At 44.9% G+C, this 12,448-nt stretch carries 12 protein-coding genes; 5 read left to right on the plus strand and 7 right to left on the minus strand.

Features of this window, described 5'->3' with window-relative positions; all coding sequences use genetic code 11:
• Position 1 precedes the first annotated feature (1 nt).
• Positions 2-2,425 (plus strand): glycogen/starch/alpha-glucan phosphorylase, encoded by a 2,424-nt coding sequence (locus A0126_RS03375; protein ID WP_088836442.1) that lies wholly within the window; start codon positions 2-4, stop codon positions 2,423-2,425.
• Between the two features lie 38 nt (positions 2,426-2,463).
• On the opposite strand, the gene A0126_RS03380 is transcribed toward A0126_RS03375, so the two are convergent.
• Positions 2,464-3,276: a sulfurtransferase gene (locus A0126_RS03380; protein ID WP_239456828.1), complete on the minus strand. Its 813-nt coding sequence runs from the start codon at positions 3,274-3,276 to the stop codon at positions 2,464-2,466.
• A gap of 91 nt (positions 3,277-3,367) precedes the next feature.
• On the opposite strand from A0126_RS03380, the gene A0126_RS03385 reads away from it, so the two are divergent.
• Entirely contained in the window at positions 3,368-5,104 is a 1,737-nt protein-coding gene (locus tag A0126_RS03385) for a phospho-sugar mutase (protein WP_088836443.1), read from the plus strand.
• A gap of 147 nt (positions 5,105-5,251) precedes the next feature.
• The gene (locus A0126_RS03390) at positions 5,252-6,148 is read left to right on the plus strand and encodes an aldo/keto reductase (protein WP_088836444.1); all 897 of its coding nucleotides are present in this window, start codon (positions 5,252-5,254) and stop codon (positions 6,146-6,148) included.
• 359 nt (positions 6,149-6,507) lie between these two features.
• On the opposite strand, the gene A0126_RS03395 is transcribed toward A0126_RS03390, so the two are convergent.
• From A0126_RS03395 to A0126_RS03415, 5 genes are all read right to left on the minus strand, one after another.
• Positions 6,508-6,696, minus strand: a complete 189-nt coding sequence (locus A0126_RS03395) for a hypothetical protein (RefSeq protein WP_014969669.1) — start codon at positions 6,694-6,696, stop codon at positions 6,508-6,510.
• 142 nt (positions 6,697-6,838) lie between these two features.
• Positions 6,839-7,489 carry an amino acid ABC transporter permease gene (locus tag A0126_RS03400; RefSeq protein ID WP_088836445.1) on the minus strand — a complete coding sequence of 217 codons (651 nt, stop codon included), beginning with the start codon at positions 7,487-7,489 and terminating at the stop codon, positions 6,839-6,841.
• Positions 7,486-8,247 (minus strand): transporter substrate-binding domain-containing protein, encoded by a 762-nt coding sequence (locus A0126_RS03405; RefSeq protein WP_088836446.1) that lies wholly within the window; start codon positions 8,245-8,247, stop codon positions 7,486-7,488. Before A0126_RS03405 ends, A0126_RS03400 begins: the two co-directional genes overlap by 4 nt.
• 160 nt (positions 8,248-8,407) lie before the next feature.
• The gene (locus A0126_RS03410) at positions 8,408-9,514 is read right to left on the minus strand and encodes an ABC transporter ATP-binding protein (RefSeq protein ID WP_029332801.1); all 1,107 of its coding nucleotides are present in this window, start codon (positions 9,512-9,514) and stop codon (positions 8,408-8,410) included.
• Positions 9,515-9,633: 119 nt separating this feature from the next.
• Positions 9,634-10,464 (minus strand): helix-turn-helix domain-containing protein, encoded by an 831-nt coding sequence (locus A0126_RS03415; protein WP_088836447.1) that lies wholly within the window; start codon positions 10,462-10,464, stop codon positions 9,634-9,636.
• A 73-nt stretch (positions 10,465-10,537) separates the two neighbouring features.
• On the opposite strand from A0126_RS03415, the gene A0126_RS03420 reads away from it, so the two are divergent.
• Both A0126_RS03420 and A0126_RS03425 read left to right on the plus strand, forming a co-directional pair.
• A complete protein-coding gene (locus A0126_RS03420; protein ID WP_088836448.1) occupies positions 10,538-11,674 on the plus strand; it encodes a DUF445 domain-containing protein in 1,137 nt (378 codons plus the stop codon).
• 20 nt (positions 11,675-11,694) lie between these two features.
• On the plus strand, positions 11,695-12,072 hold the full coding sequence (locus A0126_RS03425) for a YlbF/YmcA family competence regulator (RefSeq protein WP_029332804.1): 378 nt from the start codon (positions 11,695-11,697) through the stop codon (positions 12,070-12,072).
• Between the two features lie 135 nt (positions 12,073-12,207).
• Here A0126_RS03425 and A0126_RS03430 read toward each other — a convergent pair whose 3' ends face one another.
• Positions 12,208-12,429, minus strand: a complete 222-nt coding sequence (locus A0126_RS03430; protein ID WP_088836449.1) for a YhzD family protein — start codon at positions 12,427-12,429, stop codon at positions 12,208-12,210.
• Positions 12,430-12,448 lie beyond the last annotated feature (19 nt).

Here is a 12,448-nt window from a genome sequence, read left to right on the forward strand (position 1 = left end):
CATGTTTAAAGATAAAGAGAAGTTCAAGAAGAGGTTTAATGAGCGGTTTGTGTCGATGCACGGAAAAGCACTGAGTGAAGCAACAGAGAATGATGTGTATCAAACACTCGCCTACATGGTCCGGGAATATGTCACATCAGATTGGATGCACACGAAGGAAACCTATATCCATAAAAAGAGTAAGCAAGTCTACTATTTCTCGCTCGAATTTTTGCTCGGACGTTTTCTGTACAACAACTTGCTGAGCTTAGACGTACTCGAGGAAGCTCGCGAGGGATTAGAGGAACTTGGCTACGACCTAGCAGACTTGACGGAAGAAGAGCCGGAACCAGGACTTGGTAACGGAGGGCTCGGACGATTAGCAGCATGTTTCTTAGACTCGTTGGCAGCTCTCGGTCTACCTGGACACGGGAACGGAATTCGATACCAGTATGGTTTATTTAAACAAAAAATCATCGACGGCTATCAAGTCGAACTCCCGGATAACTGGCTCAAAAACGGAAACATGTGGGAGATACGTCGTCCCGATAAGGCAGTCGATATTCCGTTCGGTGGACACGTCTGGCTCGAGGAAGTAGACGGCGGGTACCGTGTCCATCATGAACCAGCTGAAATTGTCCGGGCCGTCCCGTATGATATGCCAATCGTCGGCTATCAAAATGGTGTCGTCAATAACTTGCGTCTTTGGAGCGCAGAATCTCCATATGATGATGATGAACTGTTGCACCAGCACAGCGGGAACTATAAAGATTTACTTGCACATAAACAATCGATTCAAACGATTTCAGAGTTTCTTTATCCGGACGATACGACGTACGAAGGGAAAGTCCTACGTTTGAAGCAACAATATTTCTTTGTTGCCGCCGGCTTACGGAGTATTCTCTTGTCTCACAAAAAACGAAATGCATCGTTTAAACAGCTCGGAAATCAAATCGCGATTCATATCAACGACACACACCCAGTCGTCGCGATTCCAGAACTGATGCGGATTCTAATTGATGAGGAAGGCTATGAGTGGGAAGAAGCGTGGCGCATCACGAAGAGTGTCATGTCGTTTACGAACCATACATTGCTCGCCGAAGCGCTCGAGCGCTGGCCGGTCGACTTATTTAGAAATTTATTACCGCGGATTTATCAAATCATCGAGGAAATTAATCGTCGCTTCTGTCAGGACGTTCTTGATAACTATCCACACCTTGCTTCACACATGCAAGAAATCGCCATCATCGCCGATGGACGGATCAACATGGCGAACTTAGCAGTTGTCGGGACACATTCGACGAACGGCGTCGCACAGATTCATACTGAAATCCTGAAACAACGGGAGATGCGTCTGTTTTACGAGATGTTCCCACTTCGTTTCAACAATAAAACGAACGGGATTACGCATCGTCGCTGGTTGTTGTTATCGAACCCGCAACTCGCGAACCGTGTGACGGAAGCGATTGGAGATAGCTGGATCAATCATCCGTCAGACTTGCAAAAGTTGACGAAATGGTCGGAAGATCGTCAACTCCAACAGGATATCAAACAAATTAAGCTTGAAAATAAACAGGAACTTGCTCGATTGATTGAAGCGGAGACAGGCATTACTGTCGATCCATATTCGATTTTTGATGTGCAAGTCAAGCGTCTCCATGCCTATAAACGCCAGTTACTTAATGCTTTGCATATCCATTCGTTGTATTACCGTCTAAAAGAAGATAAATCCTTCAAGATGACACCACGGACCTTTATTTTCGGAGCAAAAGCAGCTCCGGGGTATCATTATGCGAAAGAAGTCATTCGTTACATCAATGCACTCGCAAAATTGATTAATTCTGATGCGGAAGTCAGCCCTTACATGAAAGTCGTGTTCTTAGAAAACTATCGTGTTTCGCTTGCTGAAAAAATCTTCCCGGCGAGTGATGTCAGTGAGCAGATCTCGACGGCGAGTTATGAAGCGTCTGGTACAGGAAACATGAAGTTCATGATGAACGGGGCCTTGACAATCGGGACACTTGACGGAGCGAACATTGAGATTCGGGACGAGGTCGAGGATGCAAATATCTTTATTTTCGGACTTACACCGCAAGAGGTCATGAACTATAAAAAGTACGGTGGCTATAATGCATACGACCAATACAGTTCACAACCGGAGTTACGGAGAATCGTCGATAGCTTAGTTGATGGTTCATTATTCCCGGTTGGGGAGTTTCAAGCGATTTATGACTCGCTCATCACGTATAACGATGAGTACTTGATTTTAAAAGACTTCCAGTCGTATCAGCAGGCACAAGAACGAATCGACCGGACGTATCAAAACCCTGAGAAGTGGTACCAGATGGTTATTATGAACATTGGAAAATCAGGTGTCTTCTCGAGTGACCGGACGATTAAAGAATATGCGAACGCGATTTGGAACATCAAGCCGGTTCAAGTTTGATCATAAGAAAAAGCCTGATCTAATCAGGCTTTTAAAAATTATGAAATATCGTTCGTTTGACTAATCCAGTCGCTATAAGAACCAGCGTATAGCCGAACATCATTTTTACCGAGCGAGTGTAATGCGAGTATGTTGACGCAAGCTGTCACACCGCTACCACAATAGAGGATCGGAGATGCTTCTTCAAGTAACGGAGCATAAAGCTCCTTTAAATCTTCTGCATCTTTCAGTCTTCCGTCGGGTGAAATCGCTTCTTCGAAGAAACAATTGACAGCACCGGGAATGTGACCAGCTACAGCATCAATCGTTTCGTTCTGACCCTTGAATCTGTCAGGGGAACGAGAGTCGACGAGTAGCGTATCCGTCGAACGTCCTTTGACTGTCTCAAAATCGACGAGCATGTCATCTTGGAACTCAGCGTCGTATGTAGAAGGCGCGAAGGATTCCAAATCTTGTGTCATCGGATAGTCAAACGCAAGGTAAGAGGAGAGGCCGCCTTCGAGTACGACGACGCGTTCATGACCGGCCCATTTGAAAAGCCACCATGCGCGTGCTGCATAAGGAAAACCATCATCATATAAGACGACGAAGTCATCATTTTTAATGCCGTGCGCTTCTAGCGTTTGAATCCATTTTTCTTTCGACGGTAAAGGATGACGCCCGCCCGTAGAGGATACGGGTCCTGATAAATCATTTGCTAAATCTAGATACAGTGCACCAGGCACATGTTGGTCCTCAAAAGCTAGACGACCATAATTCGGATCACGTAAATCGTAGCGGCAATCGAACCAACGGATTTGATCCGAGTGGACGAGTTGTTGTAAGTCCGCCATTTGAATGGTTGGAAACATTTGAATCACCTCGACCTTTCTAGATTAATCATATGAAAGGTGACGCTTCATCGCAAGTGTGACTTCGATAAATTAAAGGAGTGGAATGAATATGTCATGGAAAGAGACCTATCAAAAGTGGAATCAGTTTGAAAAATTAGAGCCTGAATTGAAAGAAGAGCTCGTCGCGTTATCAGCAGATGATAAAGCGGCAGAGGACGCTTTTTATAAAGAACTTGAGTTTGGTACTGGCGGTATGCGTGGAGAAATCGGTGTCGGTACGAACCGGATGAACGTTTACACAGTCCGTAAAGCATCTCAAGGGTTTGCAGACTTTATTAAAGCGGCAGGGGAAGAAGCTGTCACGCAAGGAATCGTCATTGCACATGACTCGCGTCACTTTTCGCCTGAGTTTGCTTTAGAAGCAGCAAAAACGCTTGCAAGCAATGGCATTAAAGCATATTTATTCGATGGACTACGTCCGACACCAGAATTATCGTTTACTGTACGTGAGCTTCGCGCTGCAGGGGGGATCGTCATTACGGCAAGCCACAACCCGCCTGAGTACAATGGTTACAAAGTATACGGTAATGACGGTGGACAATTGCCGCCAAAAGAAGCGGATGAACTCGTATCGTATGTCGATCAAGTTGAAGATGAACTATCGATCGTGTTAGAAGCAGAAGAAGTCCTTCGGGCAAATGGACTTATCGTTCGTGTCGGAGAACAAATCGATGATGCGTATCAAGAAAAATTAAAAACGATTCGTGTTTTACCGGCGATTCAAGACGAGTTGCAAGATTCATTAAAAATTGTGTTCACGCCACTTCACGGAACAGGTCTTGTTCCTGTTACTGTCGGACTAAAGAACTACGGTTTTGAAAACGTGACGGTCGTTGAAGAACAAGCAAAACCGGACGGGGCGTTCCCAACGGTTTCGTCACCGAACCCGGAAGAACACGCTGCGTTTGAACTTGCCATCGAATACGGGAATCGGGTCGACGCGGATGTACTGCTCGCGACAGATCCTGATGCAGACCGCGTCGGTGTAGCGACGCGCGATGCAAGTGGGGAATGGACGGTACTGACAGGAAACCAAACGGGTGCATTGTTACTCGACTACATCCTGTCGCAAAAATCAGCCCAAGGTACATTACCGGCGAACGGCTTTGTCGCGAAAACAATCGTAACATCAGAACTCGGTGCGTTAATTGCCCGTCATTACAATCTGCATGTCGAAAACACATTAACGGGCTTTAAATTCATCGGTGAAAAAATTAAACAATATAATGCGTCAGGTGAATATGAATACCTGTTCGGTTATGAAGAAAGTTACGGTTATTTGATCGGCGATTTTTGTCGCGACAAGGATGCTGTCCAGGCGTGCTTACTCGCAGCAGAGATGGCAGCGTACCATAAGAAAGAAGGACGGACGTTGTATGAGGCATTACAAGCCATTTACGAACAGTTCGGTTACTTCGAAGAGTCGTTACGTTCACTGACGTTAAAAGGAAAGGACGGAGTGGAACAAATTGGACGAATCATGAACACGTTCCGTGAAAACCCACCCAAACAAGTGGCGGGAGAGAAAGTGGTCTTGTTCGAAGATTACGATGCGAGCATGGCGCACGACTTGATTCAACACAAACCATCGCCAATCAATCTTCCGAAATCGAACGTGCTGAAGTTCACGCTTGAGGATGGTTCATGGTTCTGCCTCCGCCCATCAGGAACGGAACCGAAAATCAAGTTTTACTTCAGTGTAACTTCACCGGATGCGGCGGATACGACACGTAAACGTCAACTGATTGAAGATGAAGTGATGCAAGAAGTGGAACAAATTCAGTAAGACCGTTGACTAAATGATTATCAAGGCACGAGTACCGGACAGGTATCTCGTGCCTTTTTGTGAAAAGCGAAATCCGTGCAACCGTTACCAACTTCCTGTAGAGTTAAATGGGACAGAAAAAGTACGAGATCGAAAGGATGAATTGGAATGGAACGAATTCAACTAACAGAAGAATTGTCATTTTCGCGTGTGATTCATGGATTATGGCGATTAAATGAGTGGAACATGACAGCAGAAGAACGTCTTGCTTTGATTGAGCAATGTTTAGCGCTTGGGATCACGACGTTTGATCATGCGGACATTTACGGGGATTATACGAATGAAGGTTTGTTCGGAGAAGCGTTGGCCTTAAAACCAGAATTACGTGAACGAATGGAGATTGTGACGAAAACGGGGATCAAGATGAAAGGGAACTACTATTCCGATCAAAACCTTTCATTTTACGATACAACAAAAGAACATATCATTGAAAATGCGACACGTTCATTAAAGGAACTTGGTGTCGAATACATTGATACGTTATTGATTCACCGACCGGATCCATTGATGGACCCGAACGAAATTGCCGAAGCGTTTGTTGAATTAAAAGAGTCCGGTAAAGTTCGGACGTTCGGTTTATCGAATCATACGCCAGCTCAACAAAGTTTAATTCAATCACGTCTACCGTTCATGCTCGTGACGAATCAATTGGAACTCTCAGTTGCTGAACTGAAACATTTCGAAGATGGATCGGTGGATCTTTGCCATGAAAACGAGATGCCGGTCATGGCATGGAGTCCGCTCGCCGGTGGACGGTTATTCAAAGAAGAAGAATATCGCGTCTTACGAGATAAGCTTGAAGAAATCGGACAACAAATCGGAGCGACAGATATTGATGAAGTCGCCTATGCGTGGCTCTTGAAACATCCGGCACGCATCATGCCGATTGTCGGTTCAGGGAAAATCAAACGGATTGAATCCGCGGTCAATGCGACGCGTTTGACATTGTCACGTGAACAGTGGTTCGAAATTTTGAAAGCGTCTCGCGGACGTGACGTCGATTAAAAAAATAGCCTTCGGGCTATTTTCAGCGTCTAGCCGAAGTAACATAGGGTGAGATAAAAGCTTATCCCTGTTCCGTTGCATTCCTCGGGCGAGAGGCAAGCCGTTGCTCCTTGATCCTAGCGGATAACGAGCAGGGTCTTGCCTACCTCTGACAGTGCGTTAAAAACGCACTTTTCCCCGTAGGAGTCAACGGAAAAGTGACGCTTTTGAGACGAGGCGAGACAGGGAAGCGTTACACACGATCATATCGGTATAAATCCTTCATTAGAGTTTGGCCATAGCCTAAAAATAGCCTTCGGGCTATTTTTTTTGCACAAAAAGCCCATCTCAAGGGGGATTTGAGATGGGTATCTATAGGGTCACGCTTCTAGGCGAAGCATCTCCTGGCGGTATTTATCTAGACGTTCTTTACTGGCAACTACGGCAGCTTGGTCACTGACTTGGATAGCATCAAAGAGTGTGCTGAGCTCATAATCAATCTCGAGGCGTAGCACTGGAATCCGCTGTTCTGCATCTTGTCTACGGAAAGCTTCAATTACTTGTTTCATCTTGGCCACGCTCCTTTTAAAGTTATCAGATAATTCTGATTTTTTATTAGTATACTTGATTATTCCCGTGTTGCCTAGTGTTAAACCTTAAAAAGAACAAAAAAATACTTGGAATGTGCTGACCATTCCAAGTTGGTTTCATTTAATTCGGGATGCTAAAGCGAACTTCTAAGCGGTGTTGAACCATCTGTACGAGCGTCGACATGATCCAGTAAATCGCTGCTGAGAACAGCAGAAGTGGCATGACGAGATAGGTCGTAGCAGAAATTTGATCCGAGACATACGTTAACTCTTCGACAGCGACAAGCGTACCGAGTGACGTCGATTTAATGATATCGATGACAGAATTCGACAGTGGCGGAATGGCGCGTGATAATGCTTGAGGAAGGATGACGTCCTTGAACGTTTTCCGACGCGGGATTCCGAGCGAATCAGCTGCTTCCCATTGCCCGCGATCGACAGAAGCGATGGCGGCACGGAACGATTCCGAAATATAAGCGGAAAAGTGCAGTGATAATCCAAAAGCGAGTGCCTGAAAGCCCGTCAGTTGTAATGCGACAAGACCATTATATAAAATCAAAATCTGTAACAGTAAAGGTGTTCCGCGGAAGAACGAGACATACAATCGAGCGAAACCGCTAAAGACGGTGAAGCGGCTGTCACGCATGACGGCAAGAATCAACCCGAGGAAAAGCGCAAAGACGATGGCAAGTCCACTTGCAAGAAGTGTAATGCCAATCGCCTCTCCGTAGACGTTCGCATTATCGCGAACGATCGTGAACAATTCCGTCACTGACTGATATCCTCGTCAAAGTATTTCTTACCGATGTCTGCAAGTGTACCGTCTTTTTTCATTTCTGCAAGTGCTTCATTGAAGTCCTCTGCATACTTGCTATCTTTTGCCATCATGAAACCAGACTCATTTTTATCAAATGTTTCTCCGACTGCTTTCACTTTATAACCGGCTTTTTTGAGTTCAGTCAAAACGAACAAGCGATCGTTCATCGCAGCATCAACACGTCCTGCTTCAAGATCTTTTAAAACTTGGTTTGCACCTTTATAATACTTCACTTTTGCGCCAGCATCTTCTGCTGTCTTTGCATAAAGCGAACCTTGTGTCGAACCAACGACTTTACCTTTTAAATCATCAAGTGTTTTGATGTCGTCCGTTTTTTCATTGACGATGATTGTTGATCCGGATACCGTATATGCATCAGAAAATGCATACTTTTCTTTCCGCTCATCCGTGATACCCATTTGGTTCGCGATGACATCGATACGTTCTGAATCAAGTGCTGGAATCAATCCTTTAAAGTCCATTGCTTTATAGTCGACTTTATAGCCGGCGCGTTTAGCGACTTCATTCATGACATCGATGTCATAACCAGTCAGTTCGCCTTTTTCTTTATACGTAAATGGTGGGTATGTCGCTTCAGTACCAACCGTAATCATCTTACTGTCTTTGCTTGCTTCTTCATTAGAAGCGCCGCACGCTGCTAACACCCCCGCCGTTGATAGTGCTGCTACTGCTAGCTTTAGTCCGTGTTTCATAGCGCTCTCTCCTTTAAAAATAAATGATTTCAATTCCTAGTTTTCGAATAGGATTAATTTAAGACTACAAGCAGTATCATACAAAGTTACAAGAACGTCTGTCAATAAAAAAGACTGCCCACGAATGGACAGTCTTAGAAAAGTAAACATTCAGTTGAAATTAACGAATTGTCGCTTCAGTTGCAGCGTCGAAGAAATGCGCTTTTGTCATGTCGAAGAAGAGGTCGAGATCTGATCCCATCTCGACGTGTGAGCGTGAGTCGACACGAGCTGTGAAGGCTTGATTACCTACCTTGGAATAGAGATACGATTCTGCACCCATCAATTCGGAAACTTCGATGTGTGCCGGGAAACGGTGTGCTGTTTTTGTGTCTTGATAAATCAATTCAGCATGAATGTCTTCCGGACGGATTCCGAGGACGAGGTCTTTGCTCGTATAGCCGCGTTCACGGAGAACTTTCATTTTGCCTTCAGGGACTTCGAACTTCTCTTCTGTCCCTGTGACGTGGAAAAGTCCATCGTCAGCCAGTTTGCCTGTTAGGAAGTTCATCGAAGGGGATCCGATGAATCCGGCGACGAACATGTTGTCCGGGTGATCGTATACTTCTTTAGGAGAACCGACCTGCTGAATGAGACCTGCTTTCATGATGACGATACGCGTCGCAAGCGTCATTGCTTCTGTTTGGTCATGGGTAACATAAATCGTCGTTGTTTCGAGACGTTTATGAAGTTGGATGATTTCTTTACGCATTTGAACACGGAGTTTTGCATCCAAGTTCGAGAGGGGTTCATCCATCAAGAAGACTTTTGCATCACGAACGATGGCACGACCGATTGCAACACGTTGACGCTGTCCACCTGATAATGCTTTTGGTTTCCGCTCGAGGTACTCTTCCAGACCAAGGATACGTGCCGCATTGTCGACGCGCTGTTTGATTTCGTCTTTCGGGAACTTACGTAGCTTGAGTCCGAATGCCATGTTATCAAACACGTTCATGTGCGGGTAGAGTGCGTAGTTTTGAAAGACCATTGCGATATCACGGTCTTTCGGTGCGACGTCATTCATCCGTTTACCGTCGATGATGAAATCTCCGCCTGAGATTTCTTCGAGTCCAGCGATCATCCGAAGTGTCGTTGATTTACCACAACCTGATGGTCCGACGAAAACGATGAATTCTTTGTCTTGGATGTGAAGGTTAAAGTCGTCAACGGCCTTTGCTGAGCCGGAATAAATTTTGTCAATATGTTCAAGACGAATATCTGCCATGTGTATATCCTCCTAGTAGTGTGATCGGGTAATGTAACGCTTACAATCCTTAGTATAGAAGAAAAGGGATCAACTGAACATGGACAACATGACGAAATGCAACCGTTTTCATTTGGGCACTATGCTAGAAGTAACAAGGTATATAAAAAGGCGGCACCTTCAAACGATCGAATATCGATTTCTGTCTGTTCTGTCAACCGGTCAAGTCGGTACTGAAGGCTGTTACGATGAAGAAATAAGTGTTTTGCTGTCAACGATACATTCAGATTGGCACGACAGAAAGCATCAATCGTCTCACGCGATTCAGGTTCGAGTGGTGCAATGAAGCGATCTGTCAGCTCGTCACGGACCGTTTCCGATAAAAGAGCGAGTCGTGTGAGGGCAGGTAAGAAACGTTCGACACGGAACGGAAGCAGGTTAAGGGCTGCTTGTTCTAGACGGAACTGGACTGCGATATCTCCATTTATTCGGCGTTGACCGATTAATACTTTTCCATCTGTTAGAAAATCAGATTGTAAAGCTGTGAATAAGTCATTTAAATCATGTTCGCTCACTAACTCATCTCGTTCAATGACAAGCAGTCGAGTCGTCGTCAAGGGGACAAAGATGCTCGAGGAGTCGAAAAAAGAAGTCAATAGCTGTTCGAGATCTTCAGTCGTCCGATCATCGAGTTGATTGAATAAGAAATGGGTCATCCGGAAGGGTTCGTGCTCGACGGCGCTCGATAATTCCAGACGCTGATGCCAGTAAGTTGTATCGGTTGATGCTGAAACGACGACGCGTTCTGCGATTAAATTCAATAAGTCGATTTCACGCCCGGACAACGCGGAACTTTCGATTCCGAAACGAAGCCCATCCGCTAACTGATATACGCTATAATTATCCATGCAATATACCGTGGGGTCTGTCGATAACTGATCTTTGAATAAGGAAATCAATTGCTGTAGCACGTTACATCTCTCCTACATAAAAAGTGATACTCAGACTTTACCACAATACTAAATTCGGAAGGAACGATGAGCTATGCAAATCGAATTCATGACCATCTTAAAAATCATCGGAATGATTGTATTAGGTGCAACAATCGGTGCAGTCACGAACCATCTTGCGATTCGTATGTTATTTCGACCGCTAGAAGCAAAATATATCGGAAAGTACCGGATTCCTTTTACACCAGGTCTAATTCCGAAACGGCGCGATGAACTAGCAGCCAATCTCGGACGGACCGTTGTCAAACATTTAGTGACCCCTGAAGGAATCGGGAAACGCCTTCGACAACCTGCGATGCACGAGGCCGTTACAAATCTTGTCACGACCGAACTCATGAAATGGGTACACTCAACCGTCACGATTCGAGAAGTGATCGGCCGCTTCGTCAATCAACCGGAAGAACAATTGCGAAAAAAAATCGAACAGACGCTTGAACATGAATTGATGGACGGCGTGATTCATCTGAAAAACTCAACGATTCAAGAAGTCATCGGCGAAGGCGGAGTCTTAAAAGTCAAGGAAGCAATCCCTGACGTCGTAGATGCATTGTTAAAACAAACGGATGTTTATTTTGATAGTCCAGAAGGGAAGATGAAATTAGAGGAGACGGCCGCCGGATTCATCCAAGGAAAACTTGGAGGCGGAATGTTCGGGATGTTACTTGCGAATATCAATTTGGTGGAGATGATTCAACCTGAAATCAAACGGGTATTACAAGGAGAGTCGACGCGTCAGTTCATTACTGAAATGGTCGAGAAAGAAATCGAACAAGTGATGGAACGTCCGATTCATACACTCCTTGATGAAGAGTTAGAGAAACAAGTCATCGAACGCGTCAAATCGGAAATCATCAACCGGATTCCACTAACAGAAACGTTGGATAAGCCATTACACCATTATCTCGGCCGGTTTGATGAGAAAGTGCGGACCGAGTTCGTTCCGGTGATTGTCGACCGGTTGATTGACCAAGCGGTGAAACACGCAGAACGAATCATGACGACACTCGACGTCGAATCGATTGTGCGTGATGAGGTCGACCTACTCGATACACAGTATCTCGAAGAAATCGTCTTATCGATTTCTCGGAAGGAATTCCGGGCTATCACTTGGCTTGGAGGACTGTTAGGTGGTTTAATTGGGATGATACAAGCAATCATCGTGATTGCTTAACTAAATTGGAGGGTTTTAATATGTCTGAAACAAATTTGTATGACCACGCCTATACGCTCGAACGTGCACTGCGAGAAACTCCGGAGTACACAACATTACAAGATTTATACACACAAGTGAACGCTGATCCAGCATCGAATGAACTGTTTGCTTCATTCCGTAACGTTCAACTTGAGCTTCAACAAAAGCAAATGGAAGGTGAAGAAATCACACCTGACGATATGGCTTCAGCTCAAGCAAAAATGTTGGAAGTTCAAAACAATCCACTCATCAGTCAATTGATGCAAGAAGAACAACGGATGCATACGATGTTGACGGAAGTTACTCAAATCATCATGAAGCCGCTCGAAGAACTTTATGCGCCAATGATGGAGCAAAATCAAGACGACGTGCAATAAGATGTAAACAGAGCCTCGGACAATGTCCGGGGCTCTCGGTGTGTAGACAAAGTGGCATTAGACAATAGAAGATTCTTTCTTTTTCGTCGCGTTCCTCTTAATTTGTACATAGATGACTCTGATTTCAATAAGAACTTATGTTGAACTGCCTGCAACAGGCACAATTTTAGGTAAATAAGCACGCTCGAAATGAATTAATTTACCGGCACGCGTGACGCGGGCGCCTTTATGTTCGAACTTTCCTTCTTTGAGACGACGGATCCCTTCCTCCCTTGCATCTGAATCGTTAGGTGATTCAAACGTATCATCGAGTAAAGTTTCTCCACGGTCCGCGAATACAGTAAGTGTATAGAGCATGTCTCTTCCTCCTTTAGTA

The sequence above is a fragment of the Exiguobacterium sp. N4-1P genome, from assembly GCF_002214325.1.